Origin of the sequence: Novosphingobium tardum (assembly GCF_042652045.1) — a bacterium.
GTDB classification, from domain to species: domain Bacteria; phylum Pseudomonadota; class Alphaproteobacteria; order Sphingomonadales; family Sphingomonadaceae; genus Novosphingobium; species Novosphingobium tardum.
On the sequence record NZ_JBHSDR010000004.1, the window covers coordinates 132,598 to 158,264 of the forward strand.

General features: G+C 65.9%; 25 protein-coding genes. 8 read left to right on the forward strand and 17 right to left on the reverse strand.

Annotation, left to right across the window (positions count from 1 at the left end):
* Positions 1-16: 16 nt before the first annotated feature.
* The 4 genes from ACFO0A_RS06900 to ACFO0A_RS06915 all read right to left on the reverse strand — a co-directional run bounded on the left by ACFO0A_RS06900 (position 17) and on the right by ACFO0A_RS06915 (position 3,364).
* A complete protein-coding gene (locus tag ACFO0A_RS06900; RefSeq protein ID WP_379538275.1) occupies positions 17-718 on the reverse strand; it encodes an NAD(P)H-binding protein in 702 nt (233 codons plus the stop codon).
* Positions 711-1,877 (reverse strand): deoxyguanosinetriphosphate triphosphohydrolase, encoded by a 1,167-nt coding sequence (locus ACFO0A_RS06905; protein WP_379538276.1) that lies wholly within the window; start codon positions 1,875-1,877, stop codon positions 711-713. The genes ACFO0A_RS06900 and ACFO0A_RS06905 overlap by 8 nt, the downstream gene beginning before the upstream one ends.
* Positions 1,874-2,569 carry an aspartate/glutamate racemase family protein gene (locus tag ACFO0A_RS06910; RefSeq protein ID WP_379538277.1) on the reverse strand — a complete coding sequence of 232 codons (696 nt, stop codon included), beginning with the start codon at positions 2,567-2,569 and terminating at the stop codon, positions 1,874-1,876. The genes ACFO0A_RS06905 and ACFO0A_RS06910 overlap by 4 nt, the downstream gene beginning before the upstream one ends.
* A 93-nt stretch (positions 2,570-2,662) precedes the next feature.
* Positions 2,663-3,364: a superoxide dismutase gene (locus ACFO0A_RS06915; RefSeq protein ID WP_379538278.1), complete on the reverse strand. Its 702-nt coding sequence runs from the start codon at positions 3,362-3,364 to the stop codon at positions 2,663-2,665.
* 155 nt (positions 3,365-3,519) lie between these two features.
* Here ACFO0A_RS06915 and ACFO0A_RS06920 point away from each other — a divergent pair, with 155 nt between their 5' ends.
* The gene (locus ACFO0A_RS06920) at positions 3,520-3,666 is read left to right on the forward strand and encodes a lmo0937 family membrane protein (RefSeq protein WP_379538279.1); all 147 of its coding nucleotides are present in this window, start codon (positions 3,520-3,522) and stop codon (positions 3,664-3,666) included.
* A gap of 20 nt (positions 3,667-3,686) precedes the next feature.
* Here ACFO0A_RS06920 and ACFO0A_RS06925 read toward each other — a convergent pair whose 3' ends face one another.
* Genes ACFO0A_RS06925 through ACFO0A_RS06935 form a run of 3 tightly spaced genes read right to left on the reverse strand, consistent with a single transcriptional unit; the run spans position 3,687 to position 7,149 of the window.
* Entirely contained in the window at positions 3,687-4,916 is a 1,230-nt protein-coding gene (locus tag ACFO0A_RS06925) for a cytochrome P450 (RefSeq protein ID WP_379538280.1), read from the reverse strand.
* Between the two features lie 20 nt (positions 4,917-4,936).
* Positions 4,937-5,944 (reverse strand): SO2930 family diheme c-type cytochrome, encoded by a 1,008-nt coding sequence (locus ACFO0A_RS06930; RefSeq protein WP_379538281.1) that lies wholly within the window; start codon positions 5,942-5,944, stop codon positions 4,937-4,939.
* The gene (locus ACFO0A_RS06935) at positions 5,941-7,149 is read right to left on the reverse strand and encodes a parallel beta-helix domain-containing protein (RefSeq protein ID WP_379538282.1); all 1,209 of its coding nucleotides are present in this window, start codon (positions 7,147-7,149) and stop codon (positions 5,941-5,943) included. Before ACFO0A_RS06935 ends, ACFO0A_RS06930 begins: the two co-directional genes overlap by 4 nt.
* A gap of 84 nt (positions 7,150-7,233) precedes the next feature.
* Here ACFO0A_RS06935 and ACFO0A_RS06940 point away from each other — a divergent pair, with 84 nt between their 5' ends.
* Complete coding sequence (locus ACFO0A_RS06940; protein WP_379538283.1) at positions 7,234-8,538, forward strand: NRAMP family divalent metal transporter; 1,305 nt, start codon at positions 7,234-7,236, stop codon at positions 8,536-8,538.
* On the opposite strand, the gene ACFO0A_RS06945 is transcribed toward ACFO0A_RS06940, so the two are convergent.
* Genes ACFO0A_RS06945 through ACFO0A_RS06965 form a run of 5 tightly spaced genes read right to left on the reverse strand, consistent with a single transcriptional unit; the run spans position 8,535 to position 12,031 of the window.
* A complete protein-coding gene (locus ACFO0A_RS06945; protein WP_379538284.1) occupies positions 8,535-8,855 on the reverse strand; it encodes a hypothetical protein in 321 nt (106 codons plus the stop codon). The two genes, ACFO0A_RS06940 and ACFO0A_RS06945, sit on opposite strands and share 4 nt — an antisense overlap.
* 4 nt (positions 8,856-8,859) lie before the next feature.
* The gene (locus tag ACFO0A_RS06950) at positions 8,860-10,320 is read right to left on the reverse strand and encodes an NAD(P)(+) transhydrogenase (Re/Si-specific) subunit beta (RefSeq protein ID WP_379538285.1); all 1,461 of its coding nucleotides are present in this window, start codon (positions 10,318-10,320) and stop codon (positions 8,860-8,862) included.
* Between the two features lies 1 nt (position 10,321).
* Positions 10,322-10,636: an NAD(P) transhydrogenase subunit alpha part 2 gene (locus tag ACFO0A_RS06955; protein ID WP_379538286.1), complete on the reverse strand. Its 315-nt coding sequence runs from the start codon at positions 10,634-10,636 to the stop codon at positions 10,322-10,324.
* Positions 10,637-10,688: 52 nt separating this feature from the next.
* On the reverse strand, positions 10,689-11,831 hold the full coding sequence (locus tag ACFO0A_RS06960; RefSeq protein ID WP_379538287.1) for an NAD(P) transhydrogenase subunit alpha: 1,143 nt from the start codon (positions 11,829-11,831) through the stop codon (positions 10,689-10,691).
* Between the two features lie 8 nt (positions 11,832-11,839).
* The gene (locus ACFO0A_RS06965; RefSeq protein ID WP_379538288.1) at positions 11,840-12,031 is read right to left on the reverse strand and encodes an aa3-type cytochrome c oxidase subunit IV; all 192 of its coding nucleotides are present in this window, start codon (positions 12,029-12,031) and stop codon (positions 11,840-11,842) included.
* A gap of 126 nt (positions 12,032-12,157) precedes the next feature.
* Between ACFO0A_RS06965 and ACFO0A_RS06970 the strand changes: the two genes are divergently transcribed.
* Complete coding sequence (locus tag ACFO0A_RS06970) at positions 12,158-13,576, forward strand: sigma-54-dependent transcriptional regulator (RefSeq protein ID WP_379538289.1); 1,419 nt, start codon at positions 12,158-12,160, stop codon at positions 13,574-13,576.
* A 93-nt stretch (positions 13,577-13,669) separates the two neighbouring features.
* On the opposite strand, the gene ACFO0A_RS06975 is transcribed toward ACFO0A_RS06970, so the two are convergent.
* The 4 genes from ACFO0A_RS06975 to ACFO0A_RS06990 all read right to left on the reverse strand — a co-directional run bounded on the left by ACFO0A_RS06975 (position 13,670) and on the right by ACFO0A_RS06990 (position 19,162).
* Positions 13,670-15,886 carry a putative bifunctional diguanylate cyclase/phosphodiesterase gene (locus tag ACFO0A_RS06975; protein ID WP_379538290.1) on the reverse strand — a complete coding sequence of 739 codons (2,217 nt, stop codon included), beginning with the start codon at positions 15,884-15,886 and terminating at the stop codon, positions 13,670-13,672.
* 108 nt (positions 15,887-15,994) lie between these two features.
* Complete coding sequence (gene folP, locus ACFO0A_RS06980) at positions 15,995-17,110, reverse strand: dihydropteroate synthase (RefSeq protein ID WP_379538291.1); 1,116 nt, start codon at positions 17,108-17,110, stop codon at positions 15,995-15,997.
* Positions 17,111-17,149: 39 nt separating this feature from the next.
* Entirely contained in the window at positions 17,150-18,307 is a 1,158-nt protein-coding gene (locus tag ACFO0A_RS06985; RefSeq protein ID WP_379538292.1) for a site-specific DNA-methyltransferase, read from the reverse strand.
* Between the two features lie 204 nt (positions 18,308-18,511).
* Entirely contained in the window at positions 18,512-19,162 is a 651-nt protein-coding gene (locus ACFO0A_RS06990; protein WP_379538293.1) for a ribonuclease HII, read from the reverse strand.
* 20 nt (positions 19,163-19,182) lie between these two features.
* Here ACFO0A_RS06990 and ACFO0A_RS06995 point away from each other — a divergent pair, with 20 nt between their 5' ends.
* The 5 genes from ACFO0A_RS06995 to ACFO0A_RS07015 all read left to right on the forward strand — a co-directional run bounded on the left by ACFO0A_RS06995 (position 19,183) and on the right by ACFO0A_RS07015 (position 23,301).
* Positions 19,183-20,358: a PQQ-dependent sugar dehydrogenase gene (locus ACFO0A_RS06995; RefSeq protein ID WP_379538294.1), complete on the forward strand. Its 1,176-nt coding sequence runs from the start codon at positions 19,183-19,185 to the stop codon at positions 20,356-20,358.
* A 68-nt stretch (positions 20,359-20,426) separates the two neighbouring features.
* The gene (locus tag ACFO0A_RS07000; protein ID WP_379538295.1) at positions 20,427-20,936 is read left to right on the forward strand and encodes a GNAT family N-acetyltransferase; all 510 of its coding nucleotides are present in this window, start codon (positions 20,427-20,429) and stop codon (positions 20,934-20,936) included.
* A 22-nt stretch (positions 20,937-20,958) separates the two neighbouring features.
* Positions 20,959-21,531, forward strand: coding sequence for a DUF1285 domain-containing protein (locus ACFO0A_RS07005; protein WP_379538296.1), 573 nt, complete (start codon positions 20,959-20,961; stop codon positions 21,529-21,531).
* A complete protein-coding gene (locus ACFO0A_RS07010; RefSeq protein ID WP_379538297.1) occupies positions 21,528-22,121 on the forward strand; it encodes a CoA pyrophosphatase in 594 nt (197 codons plus the stop codon). The genes ACFO0A_RS07005 and ACFO0A_RS07010 overlap by 4 nt, the downstream gene beginning before the upstream one ends.
* Positions 22,114-23,301 carry a CCA tRNA nucleotidyltransferase gene (locus tag ACFO0A_RS07015; protein ID WP_379538298.1) on the forward strand — a complete coding sequence of 396 codons (1,188 nt, stop codon included), beginning with the start codon at positions 22,114-22,116 and terminating at the stop codon, positions 23,299-23,301. Before ACFO0A_RS07010 ends, ACFO0A_RS07015 begins: the two co-directional genes overlap by 8 nt.
* Here ACFO0A_RS07015 and parC read toward each other — a convergent pair.
* A complete protein-coding gene (parC, locus tag ACFO0A_RS07020; protein ID WP_379538299.1) occupies positions 23,298-25,580 on the reverse strand; it encodes a DNA topoisomerase IV subunit A in 2,283 nt (760 codons plus the stop codon). The two genes, ACFO0A_RS07015 and parC, sit on opposite strands and share 4 nt — an antisense overlap.
* Between the last annotated feature and the right edge of the window lie 87 nt (positions 25,581-25,667).

Consider the following 25,667-nt stretch of genomic DNA (forward strand, 5'->3'; position numbering starts at 1 on the left):
AACCACCCCGACCAAGTCAACGCCGTCCGGCGGACGAACCCCGGAAAGCCCGCGCCGCCTGCCGGATCGCATCGTGTTCGTGCACAAAGGAGCCCGGCTCGCCCTCGCAAGCGAGCGCAAGCATCGCCTGTGCGACCGTTCGCGCCGGGACCGAGCGATAGCGGCGCAGGCCGCCGTGGAGCATCAGGTCCGCCACCGGGCTTGCAATCTTTGCGAGCGTCTCGCCAAGCCGCACCGCACCACCCCGCGCGCCGCGCAGAAGGCCGGGCCGCAGGACATCAAGCCGGGCAAAGCCGAGTGCGCCCAAGGCATCCTCGACCTGCCCCTTAGTCGACAGATAAAAGTTGCGAGACTGCGCCGCGGCGCCGACCGAGGACACGACGATGCAATGCGTCGCCCCGGCTGCAAGTGCCGCCTCGGCGACCTCGACCACCAGATCGTGGTCGATGGCGACGAAGGCCTCGCGGTCGCCATTCTGCGCGGCGATGGTCGTGCCGAGCGCGATCAGCACAGCATTCGGACGGGCCGCGGCGATGGCGGCGGGCCACCCTTCTGCAGCGGCGACCAGCAATTCCATGCGCGCACCTTCGGGCAAAGGCATCTCGCGCCGCGCGACGGCCACGAGGCGCAACTCGCCGTGTCCGACCGCCGCATCGATTATGGCACGGCCCACCAGACCGGTCGCGCCGGCCAGCAACAGGCGACGGGGTTCAGACATTGCGCAATCCCTCCGGAGCTTCGCCGAAAATCCGCGCATAGGTATCGATCGCGTAGCGATCGGTCATCCCGGCGATGAAGTCGGCGATATGGCGCGCCCGCCCGGTCGCGTCGCCGGGCATAGTCTGGTGCCAACTAGGCGGCATCAAGGCGGGATCTACTGCCAATGCGCCGTACAGGCGCGCGATCACCTCGCGCGCCCGCGCCGCCGCCGCAAGCTGCTCCGGATGGAAATAGAGCCGCTCGTACATGAACTGCTTCAGCGCCCGCTCCTCGACCGCCAGTGCCGGCGAAAATCCGGCGAGGGCGTGGCCCGCGGCGCGCACCTCGTCGACCGAGCGCACACCGGACTCGGCCAGTCTCCGCCGGGTTTCGTCGAGTACGTCGTTGACCATTAGCCCGATCTGCGAGCGCACGAGCTCGCGGAGAAGGCGGTCGCGGGCGCTTCCGGGAAAGCGGCGCTCGACCGTCCGCCACTGCTCCGCGACGAAGGGAAGCTCCAGAAGGTCGTCGAGCGACAGGAAACCTGCCCGCAACCCGTCGTCGATATCGTGGTTGTCGTATGCGATGTCGTCGGCGATGGTGGCGACCTGCGCCTCCAGCGACGGATAGCTGGTGAGGTCAAGCGGGAACGCCGCGTCAAGTTCGGCCAAGGCCCACGGCGGCGCGGTTACGGGCCCATTATGCTTGGCCAGCCCTTCGAGCAGCTCCCAGGTGAGGTTCAGTCCATCGTGGTCGCAATAAGGCGATTCAAGACGCATCAGCACGCGCAGCGTATTGGCGTTGTGATCGAAGCCGCCATGATCTGCCAGCGCCGCATCGAGCGCCTCCTCGCCGGCATGGCCGAACGGCGGGTGGCCGATGTCGTGGGCAAGGCACAGCGCCTCGGCAAGGTCCTCGTCGAGCCCCAGCGCGCGGGCAATGACGCGACCGATCTGGGCGACCTCGAGACTGTGCGTCAGGCGAACGCGGTAATGGTCCCCGTCCGGGGCGATGAACACCTGGGTCTTGTGGCGCAGGCGGCGAAAGGCGATCGAATGGACGATCCGGTCGCGATCGCGCTGAAAGGCGCTTCGGGGCCCGCGCGCCCCTGCCCCGGCCTCGCCAAACTCGCGTCCGCGGCTGGCATGGGGATCGGACGCGAGCGGGCTACCGATCATTCCTCTCCCAGGATCCAGTCGGCGGCGGCTTCGGCGTGAATCCGGGTGCCGTCGTAGATCGGGAGGACGTTGGCATCCACATCGACGACCATCTCGAGCTCGGTACAGGCCAGGACGACCGCATCCGCGCCGGCCTGCTCGTGGCGGGTGATGATCGTCTTGAGCGTGCGTTCGGCAGCGCGCGTCACCTTGCCACGCATCAGCTCGTCGTAAATGATCCGGTCGATATCCGCGACGGTGACCATGTCCGGAGGCGCCAGGGTGACGCCGTGGGCGATCAGGCGCTGCCGATAGAACGTCTCGGTCATCACGTTGCGCGTGCCGAGGAGAACCGCGTTGCGAACGTCGTCCGCCTCCATCCGCGCACCCACGCAATCGGCGATATGGATGATCGGGATGGCCACCGCGGCGGCGACTTCGTCGTAGACCTTGTGCATCGAATTGGCGCCGATGATCAGCGCGCCCGCCCCCGCCGTCTCGAGCCGCTGAGCCGAGCCGATCAGGACTTCGGCGGCGTGCTCCCATTCGGCATCGGTCGACAGGCGGGCGAGGTCCGTGAAGTCGAGGCTTTCGATCAGCAGCGGCGCGCTCGACAGCGGGCTTGTCCGTGCCTGGACGATGCGATTGATGTGCACGTAATAAGTCCGGGTCGAAACCCAGCTCATTCCGCCGATGAGGCCCAGCTTGCGCAACGTGCTTCTCTCCAGTGAAAGGAAGCGCGCTCTAGGCGAGGCTGGCGGCTGCGTCCAGCGAGCCGACCGGCACTTCGTCCATCGGAAAGGGCGTCAGAGCTGGGCGAAGAGCCGGCTGGCGTTGCGCCAGGACAGCGCGTTCATGAAGCCATCGACGTACTTGCCCGCCGCCGCGCCGAAATCCATGGCATAGGCGTGCTCGTACATGTCGAGCGCCAGGATCGGCGTGCCACTTGCCATGGTCATCGAGTGGTCTGCCGCCCACGTGTTCACCAGCCGGCGGTCGCGCGGGCACCAGGTCAGCAGAACCCAGCCCGAGCCACCGCCAAGCGCCTTGCCCATCGCGGAAAACTCGGCGGCCCAGCGCGACATGCTGCCGAAGTCGCGCTCGATGGCGGCGCCCAGCTTTGCGGACGGCGGCGCGGCGGGGCCGAAACCGCCAAAGTAAAGCTCGTGGAGGATCGCGGAGTTGAGCGCGATCAGTTCCTCGCGCTTCAGCCCGTTGAGAGTGAAAGTGGGCGCAGCCGCGAAGTCGAGCTTCGAAAGCTCGCCGCGGATCGTACCCAGCCGCTTTACCGCGCCGGCGTAGTTATTGTCGTGATGGCTGGTCAGCAGCTTGGCGGAGAGCCAGCCCACGCTCGCCGGATCGAAGGGGAGCGGCACGGGTCCCGGACCGGCCGGAGCGGCCGACATCGCCATTCCTGCTGCCTGAGCGGCAGCTACCGGAACCGCGCCCAGTGCGGCCACGACGCCGCCCGCGGCCAGCAATCCACGTCGGTCGGTTTCGATGCGCATCAAATCCTCCTCTGAATGAGCGTTGGTCTTCATCACATGACGACGCGGGCGGGAGGCAACCACATTGCCTGTCCCCTTGACAAAACTGTCCCCGGAACAAACCCGCCCTGCGGCGGGTTGGCCCGTCATCTGTTCATGACGAGCAGGAGCGACCAATGCTGGCGACAATCGCAATCATCCTCATCATCTTGTGGCTGCTCGGGTTCTTCGCTTTCCACGTCGCGGGCGGGCTGATCCACATCCTGCTCGTTATCGGCGTGATCGTGCTTGTGGTTCACTTTCTGCGGCGCGGGCGGGTTTAGCGCGGACCGACTTGCCGGGTTCAGGCCTGCACGAGCCTGACCGGAAGCTGCGCGTAGATATGCAGGAACGGAGTGGGCGCCCATTGCGGCTTCCCGGCCGGTTCCAGCCTCGCGCCACGCCTGGCCACCTCCGCGAACAGGATGCCAAGCTGCAGCTCCGCTAGCCGAGCCCCGACGCAGCGGTGGACGCCGAACCCGAAGCCAAGGTGCCGCCGCGCGTTCTCGCGCGCGAAATCCACTGTCTCGGGATCGGCGAAAACCGCCTCGTCGCGGTTGCCCGAGATGTACCAGAGTACGACCTTTTCGCCCTTGCGGATGGTCTGCCCGCCGATCTCGTGATCCTCCAGCGCGGTGCGGCGCATGTGGCTGACGGGCGATTGCCAGCGGATCACTTCCTGCGTGGCATTGGCGACAAGATCGGGATGCGTGCGCAACTGGTCGAGCTTGGCCGGATCGCGCGCGCAGATATCGGCGAAGGCGCTCATCGAATTGCGGGTGGTGTCGTTGCCGCCGACGATCAGGAGAGCATAGTTCCCGAGCCTTTCCCGCTCGGGCATATGTCCCATTGCCTCGGAATGGACCATCCGGCTGATGAGATCGTCGGTCGGCGGAAGCGCGCGCTTTTCCTCCATCAAGCGGTCTATTCGCGCCAGCATCTGATTGAGTTGGAAGGAAGATTCAGCCAAAAACGCCTCATCGCGCAATTCCGGCGGGCGCAGGTCGCTCGACCAGTCGGACCAGCGGCGCAAGTCGGCCTTTTCCTCCCACGGGAAATCGAACAGGATCGCCAGCATGCCGATGGTCAGCTCGGTCGATACTTTCTCGACCCAGTCGAACGGTGTGTCGAGCGGAAGGCTTTCGATCAGTGCGCGGGTGCGGCCCCTGATTTCGTCCTCGCGCCGCTCCATCTCGCTGGGATTGAAAGCCGGCTGCACCGTGCGCCGCTGCGCCGCGTGGCGCGGCCCGTCCATCGCGATGAAATTGGGTAACGAGCGCTCGGGCTCCAGGTCGATGATCGTGATGCCGCCATATTCGTCGGCCGACGAGAAGATGTGGGGCTTCGCCTCGACCTCACGAATCAGATCGTGCGTCACCACGGACCAGTAAGGGCCGAAGGGGCTCTTGGGACACCAGCTGATCGGCATCGCGCGACGCAGGGCCGCGAACGGCTCGCGCCAGGTGTCGTTGGCATAAATCGACGGGTCGCTGACGTCGAAAAGGCTGATCGGACGGTCGATGACTTCGGTCATTGCTCGTTCTCCGCTTGGTTTCAGCGCGTCGCGGGCATGCCCGCAATCCAGTCGCGCACGGCCTTTACGCCTGCCGGGTCGACGGTCGACTTGCCCAGTTCGGGCATCGCGACGCCACCCTCGGTACTGTTCATCCGGAAGGGCAGGATCGAATGGTCCGGATCGCCCGGAAGGATATCCACCGCGAACGCGCCCGCGCCGCGGCCGGCGGCAACCGGATGCTTGTTGATCCCGATCAGCGCCGGATCGTCCTGCTCCCAGCGCAAGTCCAGTCCGGAATTCGAAGCGGAGCCGGCCGGGTTGTGGCAATGCCCGCAGTTGGCGTCGAGATAGCCGCGCGCTGCTGCCGCAGGCGTGGCACCGGCGCGCTGCTCCCAAACCGGCAAGCGCGCGGCAACTGCAGGCACGCGGTCGAGCCTGCCTGCACGATGAAAGGCGGCGAGCCATTCGGGCGCCAGATTTCGAGCTTTCGGCCCGATCGGCGTGATCGCACCTGACAGGGCGTGGCATTCCTTGCACTGGTTCTTGTTGGGCACCGAATAGGAGATTGCCTGCCCGGCCGGCGTCGTCACCTGTACGCGCGCGCCGGCAATGGCGAGCCGGGCCTCGGTCTGCTGAGCATTCCAGAGATAGGGCAAAGCGACCCACCCCTCCGCGCGGTGCAAGAGCACGCGGGTCTCGATCAGCCGGCGCCTGCCTTCCTGCGAAAAGGCGAACGTCTTGATGAGCGCACTACCCATCGGAAAGTCGATCAGCCCTTCCCCTTTGGCATGTGCCTGCATGCCCGCCGGAACGAAGACGAACCGCAGCTTTTCTGCACCGTCGCTCCACAGCGGGGTGTTCAGCCGATAGGCGGTCACGCCCGGCGCGGGTCGCTGCGCGGCAGCGTCGGCAAAGAAGCGATACTCAGCCAAAGTCGCGGGAAAGCCGGTGCCCGTGATCGCGCCTTCATTGACCCCGACGCCCGCAACCTGAGCGTGGGCCACCGCTGCAACGGCAACGAGCGCAGCCGTCGCGACGAGTCTCATCCCGCAATCCGCACGTCCAGCGCCGCCGGCGCGCCTATGGACTTTTCGTCCACCCTCTTCACCTGCGTCGCAGCGGTAAACAGCGCCGGTCGGGCCGCCTCGGGGCCTGCGCCCTGCCCGGGAAGGTTTAGCGAGAGGCCGGGGGCGGATGAGTCGACCATCAGCGTGCCGGCCGGTCCGATTCCGTCCCAGATCACCGGGGGCACCGCACCGCCAAAGGCTGCCTTGAGTTCGGTCGCGCCGGGGAGTTGCGGATCGAGGCCATTACCTGCGAAGGCGTTGGCATCGACCATCACGTTGCGCGGCGTCGGGTTGTAGTTCTTGTCCGTGAAGGGCCGGGGATAGGACACGACCATTACGCCCGACGTGGGATTGTCGCGGATCACGTTCTTCGTCACGCGCACGCCGTCGTTGGCCATCACCATGACCCCGGTCCCCCGGCGAACCGCGGCGACGATGTTGCCCTTTGGCGCGAAATTCGGTGTGTCGTTCCCGACTACCAGATTTCCCGTCAGCACCGTGTTGCCGCCGCCCATGACGGGCAGGTTGGGAAGATCGAAGACGAGTATCCCTCCCGTGTTCCGCGTCACGAGGTTGTAGGCGACCAGGGCGTTGCGGCTATTCTCGATCTCCACTCCTGCGACGTTGCCTTGGGCCAGCGAGTAGCGGACAGTTATGTCCTTCGATTGTCCCACATAGATGCCGGCGTCGGACGCGCCTTCGACCTGGCAGCCATCGATCAGAACGCCGGTGCTCTCGACAGGATAGATGCCATAGGCCCCGTTCGTTTCCTTCGGCCCGCCGGTCCATGCAGCGCGCACCCTGAAGTAGACAATGCGGTCGGCACCCTTGGACTTGATGCCGTCGCCATGCGCATCGAGGACCGCGAAATCGCGCAAGGTCACATCATCGGAGGTGACCAGCAGCCCCTCTCCCGCACCTTGCTGGCCGGAAAAGTCGAGCACCGTCGCATCCATTCCCGCGCCGCGCACAGTCACGCCATTTACATCGAGGCTGAGCCCGTCGGTGAGGACGTAGCGGCCCGCGGCAAGCTGCACGATGTCTCCTGGCTTGGCCAGTATCAGCGCCTCCTGGAGCTTCTGCTGGGCGTCTGGGCCGGCGGTGACGGCGATGGTCCCGGCGTGGGCGGGGGAAGCGGCAAGGGCAACGAGCCCGGCAGCCAGGGCGAACGACGGCGATGGCATCCTCATGGCCCGATCATGCCCCATGCCAGTGCGGAGTCAATCGTGCCGTGCCAAGCGTTCGGGCACATGCTATCGCGCCGCGCGATGAGCCCCGACACCGTGCCCGCAGAGCCTGAAACGCCCCGCTGGCGACGCATCTTGGACGTTCTGGGGCCTGGCTTCGTGACCGGAGCGGCCGACGACGATCCCAGCGGAATCGGCACTCACAGCCAAGTGGGTGCCGAGTTCGGATATGGCCTCGCCTGGACGTTCGTCCTCAGCTTCCCGCTGATGGTCGCGATCCAGGAAATCGCCGCGCGGATAGGCCGGGTCACCGGCGCCGGCATCGCCCGAAACCTTCGTCGCCATTACCCGCGCGTGCTGCTGTGGACGATGGTCCTGCTGCTGCTGGTTGCCAACGTCGTCAACCTGGGCGCTGACCTCAGCGCCATGGGCGCCGCGCTTCAGCTCCTGGCGGGCGGCAACGCGGGACTTTACACCCTGCTATTCGGGATCGTGTGCATCGTGCTGGAGGTCGGCCTGAGCTACCCGCGCTACGCGGCGATCCTCAAGTGGTCGACGCTTTCGCTGTTTGCTTATTTCGGCGTCGTGATGGTCGCCAACGTGCCCTGGCCTTACGCCTTGCGTTCGCTCGTCGTGCCCGAAGTGCAGTGGAACGTGGCCTACGCGACCGCCTTCGTGGCGATCCTGGGCACAACGATCAGCCCCTACCTGTTTTTCTGGCAGGCCGGACAGGAGATCGAGGAGCAGCGTCGCCATCACACCAAGCCGCTGTGCCTGACCCCGCAAGATGCCGGTCCGGAACTGAAGCGCATCCGCACCGACACGCTGATCGGGATGGGCTTCAGCACGCTGGTCAGCCTCGCGATCGTCTTTGCAACGGCAGCCACTCTTCACGCCAACGGCATTCGCGATATCGCTACATCATCGCAAGCGGCAGAGGCGCTGCGCCCGATTGCGGGGCAATTCGCGTTCGCGCTGTTCGCGATTGGGATCATCGGCACGGGGGTCCTCGCGGTTCCGGTCCTGGCGGGATCCGCGGCCTATGCGGTCACCGAAATGTTCGGCCTTGCCGGTAGTCTCGACGCCAAGCCGCTGAAGGCACGCCTGTTCTACGCCACGATTGCTGTTACGACGCTGGCAGGCGCCTCACTCAACGCAGTCGGGATCGACCCGGCGCGGGCGCTGTACTGGGCCGCGGTCGTGAACGGCATCCTGGCTGCACCTGTGATGGTCATGATGATGCTGATCGTCACCAACCCGCGCGCGATGGGGCAACTGGTGGCCCATCGGCGAATGGTCATCACAGGCTGGGCCGCGACCCTCGTGATGGCCGCCGCCTCGGTTCTGTTCCTGTGGTTTACTGCCCGGTCGGCGGGATTGTTCTAGCCCGCCAAGCCGCTCGCACAGAGCGCCGCCGAACTGGTTGTCACCGCGATCACCTCGGCATCGCCGACCTTGCGAACGAGGGCGATGTATTGGGACAGCGAGAGTTTCGCACGGTCCTGCCCCTTCAGTACCTCGAGCTTGCGAAGCTGGTCGATCGACAGCCGATCGACCATGCGCCGCGCCATGCAATCGGCGTTGTGCTGCGAAAGCCCGGCCTCGACCAGCGCCGAGCGCACGCGGCTTTCGGCGATCTTCTGAACGCATCCGCCCAGGAGAAGGCCCGCAATGGCGGCAGACAGGCCCAGCGCACGGACCATGACGCTAGTGCGCGAGGGACTTGACGATTTCTTCGACCATCTTCTTGGCATCGCCGAGCAGCATCATGGTCTGGTCCATATAGAACACGTCGTTGTCGACGCCGGCGTAGCCGACACCGCCCATCGAGCGCTTGATGAACATGATGGTCTTGGCCTTCTCGACGTCGAACACGGGCATTCCGTAGATAGGCGACGACTTGTCGGTCTTGGCCGCCGGATTGACCACGTCATTGGCGCCGATGATGAAGGCGACGTCCGTTTGCGCGAACTCGCCGTTGATGTCCTCGAGCTCGAAGACCTCGTCGTACGGGACCTGCGCCTCGGCCAGAAGCACGTTCATGTGCCCGGGCATGCGGCCCGCCACCGGGTGGATCGCGTATTTCACGCGCACGCCCTCGGCCTTGAGCAGATCGCCCATTTCACGCAGCACATGCTGAGCCTGCGCCACCGCCATGCCGTAGCCCGGGATGATGACGACCTGCTCCGCTTCCTTGAGCAGGAAGGCTGCGTCCTCTGCCGAGCCGCGCTTCCATGGCCGGTCGGTCTTCGCGGCGCCATCGCCGCCGCCGCCACTCTCTGCGCCGAACCCGCCGGCGATCACCGAGATGAAGCTGCGGTTCATCGCCTTGCACATGATGTACGAAAGGATCGCGCCCGAAGAGCCGACGAGAGCGCCGGTTATGATCATCGCGGTGTTGTGGAGCGTGAAGCCCATCGCCGCCGCGGCCCACCCCGAATACGAGTTGAGCATCGAAACGACGACCGGCATGTCCGCGCCGCCGATGGGGATGATCAGCAGGAACCCGATCGCGAACGACAGCACCGTGATCGCGGCGATGACCCATTGCGACTGGTCCTGCGTGAACCACGCGACGAGGCCCAGGATCGCGACAAGCGTGCCGAGGTTTATGACGTGGCGCGCGGGCAGCATGATCGGCGCGCCGCTCATCTTCCCGGCGAGCTTGAGGAACGCGATCACAGAGCCTGAGAAGGTGATCGCACCAATCGCGATGCCAAGCCCCATCTCGACCCGGCTCTGCGCCTCGATCACCCCGTCGGGGCCAGCGATGCCGAACGCCTGCGGATTGAGGTAGGCCGCCCAGCCTACGAGCACGGCCGCAAGGCCGACGAGGCTGTGGAAGGCTGCCACGAGCTGCGGCATGTCGGTCATCTTGATCCGCCGCGCGGTGACGAGGCCGATCACCCCGCCCACCGCGATTGCCGCGACGATCTGCGCCAGGATCACCAGATCTTCGGGGCTTGGCCGCGGGATCACCGAGCCGGGAGGGATCGGTGCTTCGGTCGCCAGCGTAGTCGCAACCGCGATGAGCATGCCCACCATGCCGAGACGATTGCCGCGCTGCGAAGTGGCGGGCGACGAAAGCCCGCGCAGGCTGAGGATGAAGCAGACGCCCGCGATCAGGTAGGCGAGCATGACCCAGGCGGGCAGGCCTTCATGCGCCATGTCAGCCCTCCCCGCTCGTGACGGGGGGCCGCGCGGGTCGGTCCTTCTTCTTGTACATTGCCAGCATGCGCGCCGTGACCGCGAAGCCGCCGAAGATATTGACCGAAGCCATCGCCACCGCGGCCAGGCCCAGCAGGCGCGACCCGGTCGACCCGGCAGCAGCGCCGGCGACGAGCGCGCCGACCACGATGACCGAGGAAATGGCGTTGGTGACCGCCATCAGCGGGGTGTGAAGCGCCGGGGTGACCGACCAGACAACGTAGTAACCCACGAAGCAGGCCAGTACGAAGATCGACAATATCGCGATGAAATCCATCTAACCCCTGCCCCGATATCCTGCCGATAAGGGCAGGCTGTGAGTAAGAAACCTAGGCCGTCTCGCCCAGCAGTCGCGCGTGGACGACCTTGCCGCCTTGCGTCAGCCGCACCGCGTCGCCGATCTCCTCGTCGAGCACGGGCCGTCCCGCCTCCTTGTCCCAGAATGCAGACAGGAAGTTGTAGAGGTTGCGCGCGAACAGCGCCGAGGCGTCAGCTGCCAGGTGCGTTGGCGTATTGGCGTATCCGATGATTTTGACGCCGTGCCGCTCCACGACTTGGTCCGCCACCGAGCCTTCGACATTGCCGCCCTGGGCGACGGCCAGGTCGAAGATGACGCTGCCCGGCTTCATCGAGGAAATCTGCGCGTCCGAGACCAGGCGCGGCGCAGCGCGACCCGGGATCAGCGCGGTCGTGATCACGATGTCCTGCTTGGCAATGTGCGACGAAACCAGTTCGGCCTGGGCCTTCTGGTATTCATCGCTCATCTCCGTGGCGTAGCCGCCTGCGCCCTCGCCCTCGATCCCGACGACGCTTTCGACGAAGATCGGCTTGGCGCCGAGCGACTGGATTTGCTCCTTGGTCGCGGAACGCACGTCGGTTGCCGAAACTTGCGCGCCGAGCCGCCGCGCCGTGGCGATGGCCTGAAGACCCGCGACGCCCACTCCCATCACGAACACGCGCGCGGCGCTGATCGTACCGGCCGCGGTCATCATCATCGGAAATGCGCGGCCATAAGCGTCGGCGGCGTGAATCACGGCCTTGTAGCCCGCAAGGTTCGATTGGCTCGACAGGATATCCATCGACTGCGCGCGGGTGATCCGCGGCATGAATTCCATCGCCAGGGCCTCGACCCCGGCGGCGGCATAGGCATCGACCCGTTCGCGCTGGGCGAAAGGATCAAGGCCGGCGGCAAGCCACGCTCCGGCCTTTGCCCCGGAAAGCGCGCCCGGCGTGGGTCCTTGGACACCGAGGACGATGTCCGCGTCCTTCACGACGGTGGCGGCATCGCCGATCTGGGCGCCCGCCTCGGAAAAGGCGGCGTCGGCGATCGACGCCCCCTCGCCGGCCCCGGTCTCGACCGCGACGGTCGCGCCGAGCGCGATGAACTTCTTGACCGTTTCGGGCGTTGCGGCGACGCGACGCTCTCCATCGGCGGTTTCGCGCAGTACCGCGATCCTTGTCTGACCCCCCATCGAGGGCGTCAGGAAATCAGCAGGATGACGACCACCACGATCACCGCGATAACCGGGATCGCCCACTTCACCATGGCGATGAAGCCCTCGTACGTGGACCCGTGGGCCTTCATGTCGTTACCCGATGCCATTTGCAGCTTCCCCGCATGAACGATGTTGAATCTGCTGTCGCGTCTATCGCCGCAATCCCGCGCCTTCAACCCTGCTGGTGTCCGCCATCCCTCATCAAATCGGGAGTGTTTGGCGAACCTGCTTAATCGGCTCTTTACCCGGAGGCGCTAGACCACGGTCCCAAGCCAATTGCGCTGCAACGAGAACGGGAGACCATGGCCGAAGCCGAACCGCGCCTGCTGATGCTGATCGACGACGAACCTGCCCAATGCCGCCTCATCGCGGCACTGGCGGGGCGCGAAGGCTGGCGCACGGTCGTCGCCCGCGATTCGGAAACGGCAATCGCCATGCTCGGCACGCGCCAGGGCATGCAGCTGTCCGCGATCGTGCTCGATCAGTGGGTGCCGGGCGACGATGCCTGCACGTTGATTGCGGAGCTTAAAAGCCGGCGCCCTGCGCTGCCCATCCTCATGCTGACGACGAGCGCGTCCCCGCTTCTGGCGGTTGAAGCGATGCGCGCGGGCGCGACCGATTATCTTATCAAGCCGGTTGCACCCGATCGCCTGCTTCAGGCCCTGCGGGCCGCGACCACGCGCGAAACGGCGGCCGAGGAGCTTCAGCCCCTTACTGAGAAGATGCCCGCCCTGCTCGATTTCGACGCGATGGTCGGCGCCGCGCCGAACTTTCGCGCAGCGCTGGCCGTCGCCGCAAAGGCGGCGCGCAGCCATTGCAGCGTGCTTATCGAAGGCGAGACGGGCACTGGGAAGGAAATGCTGGTTCGTGCCATGCATGCCGCATCCCCACGCGCCAAGGCGCCCCTGCGTTTCGTCAATGTCGCCGGCATTCCCGGCAACCAGATCGAATCCGTCCTCTTCGGGCACGAACGCGGCGCATTTCCCGGTGCCTTCGACCGCCAGATCGGCGCGCTTCAGCATGCCGATGGCGGCACAATCGTACTGGACGAGATCGACCGTCTGCCGGTCGGAGTGCAGGAACGCCTGGTGCGGTTCCTCGAACGTGGCGAGGTCCAGCCCATCGGCGCGCGGCACAGCTTCCGGCTCAACGTGCGCCTGTTCGCGGCCGCGAACTCTCCGCTTTCGGATCTGGTAGCGGGCGGCGAGTTCGACCCCGCACTTCACGCCCTGCTCGCGGGAACGCAGCTTCACCTGCCCGCCTTGCGCGAACGCGCCGGCGATCTTCCCGCCCTTGCCCGCCACTTCCTGGCCCGGATCGGCGAACAGCCTGGTCTGCGCGCTCTGGGCATCACCGACGGCGCGCTGGCGCTACTCGGAGCTTACGATTGGCCTGGCAACGTGCGGCAGCTCCAGGCCGTGCTGTTCCGGGCAGCGGTCTTTTGCGATGGCGACGCGCTCACCGCGCAGGATTTCCCCAATCTCTCCAGTCTCCTGGGCGAAGAACGCCCTTCATCTCCACCGGTCCAGGAAGGGGTGGGCGTCATGCTCTACGCCCCCGACGGCAATTTGCGCCCGCTCGAGGATATCGAGGCCGACGTCATCCGCCTCGCCATCGGGCACTATCGCGGACGGATGACCGAAGTGGCGCGCCGCCTCGGGATCGGTCGCTCGACCCTTTACCGCAAGCTCGGCGATCTCGGCATCGACAACGTCGCGTAAGGCGGCGGGACGAGCGCACGACGCGGTGCATAACGACGCCCGCGCCAGCTCCTCGAACGGAAACTGGCTGTTTCCTGGGCGGTGAGCGCCCGGTCAGCCGCGACCGGCGGTGACCTGCAGGAACTGCGGCTTGCTCTTCGGCCCGTCGCCGCCCAGCGACAGCGGATAGCTGCCGTCAGGCAATGCCGCGAGCGGCATGCCCGCAGCTGCCAGCGCGTATGGCGAGACCCGGTGCCGTGTGCACAGCCCGCCGGCGCCGTCGCTGACCAGCGGGATTTCGAATTCGACCCCGATCGTCGCTTCCTGCGAATGGGTCACGACGCACACGACGAGCTGGCCGCTGCCGAGATCGAGCACCATGCCGGTGCCCACGGGCACGCCCATCAGGCCCTCGATCCGCGCACCGGCGCGCGACAAGTCGCGGATCAGCGCGTCGTAGCGGTGATCCTCGTGGATGACGCCGATCTTGCGGAACATCGAGCGGCGCTCGGGACGATGGCGATCCGGCCCGGCGGGTTCGATCACGAAGTCCTTTGAACCAATTTTCTCGAGGACTTCCGCGGCTGGCAGCGCCTTGGAATAGATCCAGCCCTGGATATACCGCGCGCCCTTTGCGCAGACGATCTCGAGCTGGTCGAATGCCTCCACGCCCTCCACCGTCGTGTCCATGCCGAGTGCATCTGACAGGCCGATGATCGCGGCGATGATCTTGACGCTGTTGTGGTCCTTCTGCGTGCAAGTATCGACGAAGCTCTTGTCGACCTTGATCTTGTCGAACGGGGCCGACCGCAGATAGCTGAGCGACGAATAACCCGTGCCGAAATCGTCGAGCGCGAGCCGGACGCCCAGCGCCTTCAGCATGCGGAACGTCTCGTCCGTGCTTTCGCTGTCGCCCATGAAGACGCTCTCGGTCAGCTCCAGTTCGAGGCGCCCCGGATCGATCCCGCTTGATGCCAGCGTGTTGGTCACGATGTTGACGAAGCCTGGCGTTGCAAACTGGACGGCGGAAACGTTCACCGCAACGCGCACCGTTTCGGGCCAGTTCAGCGCATCTTCGCAGGCGCGCCGCAGCGCCCACTCGCCAAGCTGGCTGATGAGGCTGGATTCCTCGGCGATGGGAATGAAAACGTCTGGCCCGACACGGCCGCGTTCGGGATGCTCCCAGCGCATCAGCGCTTCGAAGCCCACGACGACGTGGTCTTTCGAGCGCACGACCGGCTGGTAATGCAGTTCCAGCTGATCGGCGGCGAGGGCCTGGCGCAGGTCCTCCTCGATCAGCCGACGCTCCTCCGCTTCGTCCTTCAGGTCCGAAGAGTAGAATCGGAAAGCGCCGCGGCCGCCGTTCTTCGCGGCATAGAGGGCAAGATCCGAGGCGCGCAGCAGTTCCTCGCGTTCCACGCCGTCATATGGCGCGATCGCCACGCCGATCGAGGTCCCGATGATCGCCCGCTGGTCGTCGATCGGATAGGGCTGCGACACGATCTGGATGATCTTTCCGGCAAGCTCGCCCAGCTTGCCCCGGTCGTCGAGGTCGGGAAGCAGGATTTGGAACTCGTCGCCTCCCAGGCGTCCGATTTCCCCGCGTTCGCTAACCACGCGTTCCAGCCGTCGCGCGACCTGCTTCAGCAGTTCGTCGCCCGCAGGGTGGCCGAGGGTATCATTGACCTGCTTGAACCGATCGAGATCCAGCATCATCAGGGCGCAGCTGCGCTTGGCCTGCTTGAACGCGGCGAGTGTGCCGTCGATCCGCCGGTTCATCCGGTGGCGGTTGGCGAGCCCGGTCAAAGAATCATATTCGGCGAGCCGCGAATCCTCGAGCTTGCGCTCGTACTCGACGGTGATGTCCTTGGCGCTGCCGCGATAACCCTCGAAGCTGCCGTCGGCGGCGAACTTGGGATGGCCCGAGATCGACCACCAGGTCTGGCGCCCCTGCGGTTCGGGATTGCCCAGGATCAGGCGAACAGTGGTGTCCACGATCCGGTTGCGTGCGCTGAGCTGGAAGTTGAGCGGGCGGTCCGAACGCTCGGTATTGTCGCGATCGGCCTCGAACAGCGCGACGAGCGGCTGGGCAAGCAGGTCCTCGATCGGACGCTGGAGCTTTTCGGCGGCGTTCTCGGAAATGTAGATCAGCCGCCCGCTGCTGTCGGTGGCCCAGAGCCAGCCGATTCCGGCATGCTCGAAATCGTCGAGAATGGCGATCCGCCGCGCGTGGTCACCGGGCCGGACGACCGGAACTGCGCCGTAATCAGCCTCGTTCGCGGCCGCAGCCCCGCGCGCGCCCCGATTTCTGAACAGATTCGCTACAGCCATTTGTCCGAACTTCGTGATGCGGTCGGCGTTGCCCGCCAATTGCTTGGAAACTCTCGTCTAAAGCGGTTTGGTATAATTTGCCCTAACGAACCGGTGAAACGCGGGCGGTCAGGTATCGGACACCTGCGAAAAATCGGTCAGCGCCGCGTCGCGCAATCCCCGCCAAACATGCGCAGCCTGGACGGTCTCTGCCACGTCGTGGACGCGGAGCAACTGAACGCCGGAATCCATCGCCCGGGCGGCGAGCAGCAGCGACCCGCCGAGCCGGCGATGAGCTGGGGCCTCGTTGGACAAGGCGCCGATCATCCGCTTGCGGCTGGCCCCCACCATCAGCGGCGCGCCCAGCGCGTGAAAAAGCGGGAGCGCATTCACCAGGGCAAGGTTTTCTGCGACCGATTTGCCAAAGCCAAGTCCAGGGTCGAGCACGATCCGGTCGGCGGAGACGCCCGCGGCGATGACCTCGTCCCGCCGCCTTCGCAGCCAGTCGAATACGTCCAGCACGACATCGTCATACCGCCCCTCGGCGTGCAGATCGTCGGCACCTCCCGGCGCATGCATAAGTACGACCGGCACCCCCGCGCGGACTATGATCTCGATACTGCGGGGGTCGTGGCGCAAGGCGGAAACATCATTGACGAGATGCGCCCCGGCAGCGAGCGCTGCTGAGATAACGCTCGACCGGCGGCTGTCGATGCTAATCGCCGCGCCGCTGGCCGCAAGGCGCTCGATCGCAGGCACTGCCCGCTTGATCTCGTCGCCCTCCCACACCGCGGCGGCTCCCGGCCGGGTCGATTCACCGCCCACGTCGACCAGCGCGGCGCCGCTCTCGAGCATCGCCGAGGCGTGAGCGTTCGCGGCATCCGGGTCGTCGAGAAACTGGCCGCCGTCAGAAAAGCTGTCCGGCGTGACGTTCAGGATGCCGACGACCTGCGGCTGGTCGAGCCGGATCGTACGCGCGCCACAGGCCAGCGGGGGATAGGCAGCCCGCAGGTTGCCCCACTGTGCCTCACCTTCGGCCGCCAGGGCATCGGGAAGGTCCGCAAGCGCCTTGGCCATCGCGGGCGCCGCGACCCGCCGACGCGATACGATACGACCGTTTTCGCGCACGATCAGGGCAAAGCGGCTGGCATAGACCAGTCCACCCGCCAGCCGGATGGCTTCGCCTTCCTCGCTCTGGGGGCTGTCGCACAGCGCTATCGGTCGGATGTATAGCGTCTGGGCCATCGTAACTCCGCAAACCCCGCCGCATGGGCGGTCGAACTGTCAGTCCTCGGTCGCGAGGAGATACAACTGGCGCAGCGCGTCAATCGGCTTCACTTCGCCGCCGTGTTCGACATGCCAAAAGCTCCAGCCGTTGCAGGACGGCGCGCCTTGTAACTGGGCACCCAAACCGTGGATCGATCCGCACGCGCTCCCTGACGTCAGCGAACCGTCAGCGCGCACGTGCGCGACGAACTTGCGCTTCTTGTCGAAGATCTCGGTTCCCGGGGCAATCCATCCCGTTTCGACGAGCTGGCCGAAGGCAACCTTTGGCGCAGCGCGGGGGCTCTGCATCGTCGTGAGCGCGCTTTCATCTAGCGGGAGCGCCATCGCGATCCGTTCCTCGGCCACCGCGATATAGTCGGCCTCGCGCTCGCAGCCGATCCATTCGCGCCCGAGGCGGCGTGCGACCGCGCCGGTCGTGCCGGTCCCGAAGAAGGGATCGAGCACGACGTCGCCCTTGTTCGTCGTCGCCAGCATCACCCGGTAGAGCAACGCCTCCGGCTTCTGGGTGGGATGCGCCTTGGAACCGTCGCGCTTTATCCGCTCCGCCCCGCCGCAAATCGGCAGGACCCAGTCCGAGCGCATCTGCAACTCGTCGTTGAGCGTCTTCATCGCGCGATAGTTGAACGTGTAGCGCGCCTTCTCGCCGGTCGACGCCCAGATCAGCGTCTCGTGCGCGTTGGTGAAGCGGGTCCCCTTGAAATTGGGCATCGGATTGGCCTTGCGCCACACGATGTCGTTGAGGATCCAGAACCCCAGGTCCTGCAGGATCGCGCCGACCCGGAAGATGTTGTGATAGCTTCCGATGACCCACAGCGAACCGTTGGGCTTCAGCACGCGCCTCGCTTCAGTCAGCCAGCCCTTTGTAAATGCGTCATAAGTCTTAAAACTGTCAAACTTGTCCCAAGCGTCGGTCACGGCATCGACGTGGCTGCCGTCCGGGCGGTTCAGATCGCCGCCGAGTTGCAGGTTATAAGGCGGATCCGCAAAGACCATGTCGACCGAGGCCGTGGGAAGCCCACGCATGGCCGCTATGCAATCGCCTTCGAGGATCCGCCCGAGCGGGAGCGAAGCCCCCTTCTCCGCCTCCGCCCTGTCAGCAAGCTGTTCCGTCGCGCCGCGCTGCCTTGCCGCGCGCGCTTTCACCACTGTCGCCATACGTATCCAAGCCCCCTGGTCGAACGCCAGAGTGAGTCCCCGCCTGCGCGACGTCAAGCAATGGTGGCAGCGCTTGCAGCCGAGATCGCCCGTCCGTCGCGATGGCGGCTGCGTGAACGAAACGAGTCCGGCACATCATGTCGAGTCTCTCACTGCCACCGGGACTCAACATCTAGTGGTGTGGCGCGAAGGACTCGCCCGCGATCAAACTGCCGGGACGGCGCCCGCAAACAGTTCGAGCTGGGCCACCGGGGCGAAACTGCGGCGATGGAGCGGCGTGGGGCCATGCGTGCGCAATGCCGCCAGGTGCTCGGGCGTGCCGTAGCCGACATTGGTTTCCCAGCCGTAATGCGGGTGGTCCACAGCCGCGGCGCGCATCAGGCGATCGCGGTGCTCCTTCGCGATGATCGAGGCCGCTGAAATACATGGCTCGATCGCGTCGCCGCCCACGATTGGGCGTGCCGGCCAGCGCCATTCAGGGCGGCGGCCATGGGGCGTCAGGTTGCCGTCGACCAGAACCGTCGCAGGCTCTTCGTCCAGTCCGGCGCACAGCGCCTCGACGGCGAGGGTCATCGCCAGCATCGTTGCGCCGAAGATATTGAGCCGGTCGATGTCAGCCACATCGACCACGCCGACAGCCCATCGGCAACGGCGCTTGATCGCCGCCTCGAGCTGGCCGCGCCGATCCCGGCACAGCTTCTTGGAATCGTCGAGCCCAGCGGGGCGCGGCGTGCACAGGATCACAGCGGCCGCGACGACAGGGCCGGCAAGCGGACCGCGGCCGGCCTCGTCCACGCCGATGACGATCCCGTCCGCGGCCGACCGGCGCGGCCTTGCGATTTGTTTCTTCTGCAACAGAGCCTTATGCATGGCTTATGAAACTGCTTACGATCCCGATCGGGTTGGCCGCTTCGCTATCGCTTCTGGCGCTTCCGCTGGCAAGCTGCTCAGCCGCATCCGCTCCTGCCGGCGGTGGACAAGTCGCCGCAACCGAGCAGCAAGGCGCTGACGAGACCTTCGCAATTACCGACATCGGCACTTTTGAGGAACCCTGGGCCTTGGCGCTGGAGCCCGGGACGGGGCGCGCATTCGTGACCGAGCGCGCCGGAGCGATCCGGTTCGTATCGCCCGATGGCAAGGCGGGAACCCTCTCCGGTGTTCCTAAGGTCGATTACGGTGGCCAAGGCGGGCTCGGCGACTTCATCTTCGCTCCCGACTACGCGAAGAGCCACATGGTTTACCTGAGCTGGGTAGAGACCGGCCAAGGCGATACCCGGGGTGCCGTCGTCGGTCGTGCGCGCCTGGATTGCGCAACCCCGTCATCCTGCGCGCTGGCAGAACTCAAGGTGATCTGGCGGCAAGTTCCAAAGGTCAGCGGTCGGGGTCACTATTCGCACCGCCTGGCCTTCTCGCCGGATTGCAAATATCTGTTCGTCTCGTCGGGCGAGCGCCAGAAATTCACCCCTGCGCAGGACATGTCGGTCAACCTGGGCAAGATCGTCCGGCTCCTGCCTGACGGTACCCCGGCCCCCGGCAATCCATTTGCCGCAAAGAGCGGGATAGCCTCCCAGATATGGACCTTGGGCCACCGCAATGTTCTTGGCCTTGCCTTCGACGCGCAGGGCAGGTTGTGGGACCTGGAGCATGGACCGAAGGGCGGCGACGAAATCAATCTGGTCAAGCCCGGCCAGAACTATGGCTGGCCGGTCGTCTCCAACGGGGACAATTATGACGGCACGCCTATCCCGCGTCACGCGACCCGGCCAGATTTTACCGCGCCGGCGATCAGTTGGAATCCGGTGATCGCTCCGGGCGACTTCATCTTCTATTCTGGTTCGGCCTTCCCGGAATGGCGGGGGCAAGTGATCGTTGCCGGGCTCGGCAGCGAGGGCTTGGTGCGGGTCGCGATCGACGGTGAATCCGCGCGCGAAGTGGCCCGTTACCCGCTCGGCACGCGCATCCGGGACATCGCCCAGGCTACCGACGGTTCGATCTGGGTCATCGAGGACGGCAAGCACGGCCGCCTGCGAAGGCTCGCTCCCGCGCGGTAGCGCTGCGGTGCTCGACAAGCGCGCCATCCCTGCCTATCGGCGCGCTTCCGCTGCTTCAGGACACGCGCTTGGCCACGATCATTCCGCTCGACCAGATCGATTCCGCCGACATCGAGGAATTGCTCGATGCCGCATTCGGGCCCGATCGCCATCGCCGCACGGCCTATAAAATGCGTGAAGGCACCGAATGGCTTCCGGCGCTGAGCTTTGCCGCGCTGGATGAGGACGATCATCTGGCCGGGACGATCCAGTGCTGGCCCGTGGCGCTGACCGACCCGGGGGGGCGCCGCTATCCCCTGATCATGGTCGGGCCGGTCGCGGTCCTGCCGCATCTGCAGCGCGGCGGCTATGGCCGGGCGCTCGTTACCGCAAGCCTGGCCGCGCTCAATCCCCAAGCGCCGCTGCCCCAGGTCATGATCGGCGATCCTGAATACTACGAACGTTTCTTCGGCTTCTCTGCCGCGCATACCGGCGGGTGGAAGCTGCCTGGGCCGTGGGAACCCCGCCGGCTGCTGGCGCGTGGTGTCCAGCCCGAAGTGCTTCCCCACGAAGGAATGCTCGGCCCTTGGCGTAGCTAGGTCGTTCTGGCAGGGCTTGCCCGTGCCGTACGAACCGCCCCCAGCCCTCGCCGAACTCTCGCTGGCAGAAATCGCCGAGGCGGTCGAAGCGCGCAAGCTGCCGCCCTTGGCGCAGTGGTCGCCCCAGCGCGAGGGCGACAGCCTGATGCGGATTGCCGCCGATGGCCGCTGGTATCACGATGGGGGCGAGATCCGGCGCCCCGCGATGGTGCGGGCTTTTGCGTCGCTGCTGACGCGTGATGGCGACGCTAGGCATTGGCTAATGACGCCGCACGAGCGCCTTTCGATCGCGGTCGACGATGCCGGTTTCGTCGCGACCGACCTGACGGTGCGCGAAGCTCAGGGCGCGCCGGTGCTGGCCTTCCGCCTCAACACCGACGAGTTCGTAGTGGCGGGACCTGAGCACCCCTTGCGCGCCGCCGGCGATCCCGAAACACCTGCGCTCTATGTCATGGTCCGCAACGGGGTGGAGGCGCGCCTCAATCGCAGCACCTACGCCCAGCTCGTCGAACTTGGTCTCGAACAAGACGGCGACGGCAAGGAACCCTCCGTATGGAGCGGCGGAACGCGCTTTTCGCTTGTCCCGCTGCCATGAGTGAGACCCTGCCGGAGCGTCTTGCCGCGCTGTTCGATCGAGGCCACGCGCAAGTGGTGGAAGGCCTGCGCGACGACGCCCATTTCGCGGCCGGAACATTAAGGCCGGCGGCGGTCCTGATGGCGATGACCGACCGGCCGAACCCCGGCTTCCTCATGATCCATCGCCCGTCGAACATGCGCGCGCATCCCGGCCAGGCAGCGTTCCCGGGAGGCAAGCTCGATCCCGGAGAGGATGCGATCGACGCCGCGCTGCGCGAAGCCAACGAGGAGCTCGGGATCGATCCTGCCGACGTCCACGTGATCGGCGCCACGGACCGCTACCGCACGGGGACGGGGTACGACATCACCCCGGTCCTCGCGATCGTCCCGCCTGACCTCGAACTGCAACCCAGCCCCACCGAAGTGGCTGCCTGGTTCGAGCCGCCGGTCGACTTCGTGCTCGACCCCGGCAATCACGTGACCAAATCCGCGTCCTGGGCAGGGAGCGAGCGTCGCTATATCGAGATCATGTGGAACGAGCACCGCATCTGGGGTGTGACGGCGGCGATAATCGCCAACCTCGCGCGGCGGATCCGCTGGCATGGCTAGGCTGCCCGCAGCGGAATGGACCGGCCGGAGCGATTTGGTCGCACTGGTCGACGCGCTCGATCCCGAGGGAGACAGCGCCCGCTATGTCGGAGGTGCGGTGCGCGACACCCTGCTGGGCGTCGAAGCGCACGACATCGACATCGCGACGCGTCACGAGCCGGTCGAGGTCATTGCCCGGCTCGACGCGGCGGGCGTGCGCAGCGTTCCCACCGGCATTGCGCACGGTACGGTCACCGCCATCCTCGACAGCGGAAATGTCGAGATCACCACCTTGCGCCATGACGTCGAAACCGATGGAAGGCGCGCGAAAGTGGCCTTTGCCAGCGACTGGCAGGACGACGCCGCCCGTCGCGACTTCACGATCAACGCACTCTACGCCGACCCCCGCACGGGCGAGGTCTTCGATTACTTTGGCGGGGTGGAGGACCTCGAGAACCGTCGGGTGCGCTTCATCGGAGATGCCCGAGCGCGCATTCGGGAAGATCACCTGCGCATCCTTCGCTACTTCCGGTTCCAGGCAAGATTCGGATCGCAACCCGCTGACGAGCAAGCGGAAACCGCGTGCCGCGAACTCGCACCGCGACTCACGGACCTCTCACGTGAGCGCGTGGGCTGGGAACTGATAAACCTTCTTTCACTTCCCGATCCTTCGTCCACCGTCGAAAGGATGGCGGAGCTGGGTGTCTTGCCGCAGGTCATGCCCGAAGCGAATGCTGCCGCGCTTGCCCCGCTGATCATGGCAGAGCGGCGCGAAGGCGTGGAGCCCGACCCGATCCGACGCTTCGCTGCATTGCTTCCCGCCGACCCGGCAACCGCTGCCGCCACAGCCTCGCGACTGCGCCTGTCGAACTCGCAGCGCAAGCGGCTGGCACAGGCGGCAAGGCGAGAAGATGGGCCAGGGAACGCGCGCGAACTGGCTTATCGGCTGGGGCGTGACGAAGCGGTCGACCGAATTCTCCTCGCCGGGGCAAGCGTCGCCCCGCTGGCCGGGTGGGAAATCCCCCGCCTGCCGCTCAAGGGCGGCGAGGTCGTTGCGCGCGGGATCGCCCCGGGACCCGAAGTGGCGCGCATCCTGCACGAGGTCGAGAACCGCTGGGTCGCCGAAGGATTTCCCGACGCGGACCGCGTTGCCGAATTGCGCGACGAAGCGATCGCGGCGGCAGTCGCCGGGAGGTCCTAGAACTTGTTGTCGCGCGGGAAACCGGTCGGCGGCAGTCGTCCGGCAGCGCCGCGCGCCACCTTCCACAGCCGCATGTCCTTTTCGGTCCGCACACGGCCGCTCTCGCCGCCCATGGTCCAGCTCAGCCCCTCTTCAAGCGTCAGAGTGATCGCGTCCGACAATCCCCCATCGCGATAGCGCTGGAGCTGCACCCCCTGCCCCTTGGCAAGGATCGGCAGTTCGCTGAGCGCGAAGATCACCAATTTGCGGTTTTCTCCCACCGCCGCGACGTGATCGTGCTCGGGCGGAATTTCGCGGACGACGCTGAGCTTCACTCCCGGCTTGGTCGTCACCACGGCGCGACCCTTGCGGGTTTCGGCAAGCAGCTCGTCGGTTTCCGCCGCGAACCCGCGTCCGTTGTTCGCCACCAGCAAGAGCTGCGCCTTCGGCCGGTGGACGACGACGCCGACGATCTGCGCATCGGCATCGATGTCGAGCATCGTGCGGATCGGTTCGCCGAAGCCGCGCGCGCCTGGCAATTTGTCGGCGCCGAGCGTGTAGAAACGCCCATTGTCCGCCGCGATCAGAAGCTTGTCGGTCGTCTGCGCATGAAGCGCAAAGGCAGGGCCGTCGCCATCCTTGAACTTGAAATCGCCGTCGAGCGGGACATGGCCCCGCGCACCGCGCACCCAGCCGCGCGCAGACAGAATTACCGTCACCGGCTCTTTTTCGATCATCGCGTCGAGGCTGAAGTTAGCAGTTGGCGCAGCTTCGGCGAGGCTGGTGCGACGGCGACCCAGCGCCGTGTCCTCGGCATATTCCTTGCGAACCGCCGTCAGGTCGCGCTTGAGCCGCGTGCGCTGGCGCGCGGGGCTGTCGAGCAGTTTCTGAAGCTCGTCCCGCTCCGCAAGCAGTTCCGCGTGTTCCTTGCGGAGCTCCATTTCCTCCAGCTTGCGCAGGCTGCGCAGGCGCATGTTGAGGATGGCCTCCGCCTGACGGTCGGTCAGTTCGAATTCGGCCATCAGGACGGGCTTGGGCTCGTCCTCTGCCCGAATGATCGCGATGACCCGGTCGAGGTTGAGGTAGGCGACGATGTAGCCTTCGACGAGCTCCAGCCGCGCCGCGATCTTGTCCAGACGGGTCCGGCTGCGTCGCAGAAGGATGTCGATCTGCGCGATGATCCACTGGGTCAGCAGGTCGCGCAGGCCTAGCACGCCGGGCGTGCGCTGGGCATCGAGGACATTGAGATTGAGCGAGAACCGGCTCTCGAGGTCGCTGAGCTTGTAGAGACTTTCCTTGAGGAGGTCGGGATCGACGTTGCGGCTGCGCGGCACCAGGACCAGCCGGATCGCCTCGTCGCTCTCGTCGCGCACGTCCTCCAGGATCGGCAGCTTCTTGTCGCCGATCAACGCGGCGATCTGCTCGATCAGCTTTCCCTTCTGGACCATGTAGGGGATTTCCGAGATCACCAGTTGCCAAGTTCCTCCACCCAGCCGCTCGATACCTGCGTCGCGGTCTGCCCCATCCTTCGAATCCGCGGCATGGAACCGCGCGCGAACCCGGAATGCGCCGCGCCCGGTCTCGTAAGCCGCCGAGATGCTGTCCGCGCTGTCGACGACGATCCCGCCGGTGGCGAAATCGGGTCCGTGGAACACCTCCATCAAGGCCGAATGCTCGGTGTGGGGGTTGTCGATCAGCAACAGCGTCGCATCGATGATCTCGGCCACGTTGTGGCTGGGAATCGACGTGGCCATCCCCACGGCGATTCCGCTGGACCCGTTGGCCATGAGGTTTGGAAAGAGGCCCGGGAATATCTCGGGCTCCTGCTCCTCGCCGTTGTAGGTGGGGATGAAGTCGACCGTCCCGTCGTCGACCCCCGCCATCAGGAGCTGGGCGGTACGGGTCAGGCGCGCTTCGGTGTAGCGATAGGCCGCGGCATTATCGCCGTCGATGTTACCGAAATTGCCCTGCCCTTCGACCAGCGGGTAACGCAGCGCGAAATCCTGCGCGAGCCGTACCATCGCATCATAGACGCTGGCATCGCCGTGGGGATGGTACTTGCCGATCACGTCTCCGACGACGCGCGCCGACTTCTTGAACGCCTGCCCCGGATCGAGCCGGAGTTGGCGCATGGCCCACAACAGCCGGCGGTGGACGGGTTTCAGCCCGTCGCGCAGGTCCGGCAGTGAACGCGCGGTGATCGTGGACAGGGCATAGACGAGGTAGCGTTCGCTGAGCGCGCTGTCGAAGGGCGCGTCGACGATGGCATCGAACGGATCGGGTTCAAGCGTGGTCACCATGATGGGCGCGCTCTAGCAATGCGCGTGGCGGGACAAAAGCGACGGAACCAGCCCATCCCCCGATGATTGGAGGTGCGGGGCGAATTG

Coding starts and splice junctions, on each gene's coding strand:
- ACFO0A_RS06900 (WP_379538275.1), bottom strand. CDS start 718: ATGTCTGAACCCCGTCGCCTGTTGCTGGCCGGCGCGACCGGTCTGGTG.
- ACFO0A_RS06905 (WP_379538276.1), bottom strand. CDS start 1,877: ATGATCGGTAGCCCGCTCGCGTCCGATCCCCATGCCAGCCGCGGACGC.
- ACFO0A_RS06915 (WP_379538278.1), bottom strand. CDS start 3,364: ATGCGCATCGAAACCGACCGACGTGGATTGCTGGCCGCGGGCGGCGTC.
- ACFO0A_RS06920 (WP_379538279.1), top strand. CDS start 3,520: ATGCTGGCGACAATCGCAATCATCCTCATCATCTTGTGGCTGCTCGGG.
- ACFO0A_RS06925 (WP_379538280.1), bottom strand. CDS start 4,916: ATGACCGAAGTCATCGACCGTCCGATCAGCCTTTTCGACGTCAGCGAC.
- ACFO0A_RS06930 (WP_379538281.1), bottom strand. CDS start 5,944: ATGAGACTCGTCGCGACGGCTGCGCTCGTTGCCGTTGCAGCGGTGGCC.
- ACFO0A_RS06935 (WP_379538282.1), bottom strand. CDS start 7,149: ATGCCATCGCCGTCGTTCGCCCTGGCTGCCGGGCTCGTTGCCCTTGCC.
- ACFO0A_RS06940 (WP_379538283.1), top strand. CDS start 7,234: ATGAGCCCCGACACCGTGCCCGCAGAGCCTGAAACGCCCCGCTGGCGA.
- ACFO0A_RS06945 (WP_379538284.1), bottom strand. CDS start 8,855: ATGGTCCGTGCGCTGGGCCTGTCTGCCGCCATTGCGGGCCTTCTCCTG.
- ACFO0A_RS06950 (WP_379538285.1), bottom strand. CDS start 10,320: ATGGCGCATGAAGGCCTGCCCGCCTGGGTCATGCTCGCCTACCTGATC.
- ACFO0A_RS06955 (WP_379538286.1), bottom strand. CDS start 10,636: ATGGATTTCATCGCGATATTGTCGATCTTCGTACTGGCCTGCTTCGTG.
- ACFO0A_RS06960 (WP_379538287.1), bottom strand. CDS start 11,831: ATGGGGGGTCAGACAAGGATCGCGGTACTGCGCGAAACCGCCGATGGA.
- ACFO0A_RS06970 (WP_379538289.1), top strand. CDS start 12,158: ATGGCCGAAGCCGAACCGCGCCTGCTGATGCTGATCGACGACGAACCT.
- ACFO0A_RS06975 (WP_379538290.1), bottom strand. CDS start 15,886: ATGGCTGTAGCGAATCTGTTCAGAAATCGGGGCGCGCGCGGGGCTGCG.
- folP (WP_379538291.1), bottom strand. CDS start 17,110: ATGGCCCAGACGCTATACATCCGACCGATAGCGCTGTGCGACAGCCCC.
- ACFO0A_RS06985 (WP_379538292.1), bottom strand. CDS start 18,307: ATGGCGACAGTGGTGAAAGCGCGCGCGGCAAGGCAGCGCGGCGCGACG.
- ACFO0A_RS06995 (WP_379538294.1), top strand. CDS start 19,183: ATGAAACTGCTTACGATCCCGATCGGGTTGGCCGCTTCGCTATCGCTT.
- ACFO0A_RS07010 (WP_379538297.1), top strand. CDS start 21,528: ATGAGTGAGACCCTGCCGGAGCGTCTTGCCGCGCTGTTCGATCGAGGC.
- ACFO0A_RS07015 (WP_379538298.1), top strand. CDS start 22,114: ATGGCTAGGCTGCCCGCAGCGGAATGGACCGGCCGGAGCGATTTGGTC.
- parC (WP_379538299.1), bottom strand. CDS start 25,580: ATGGTGACCACGCTTGAACCCGATCCGTTCGATGCCATCGTCGACGCG.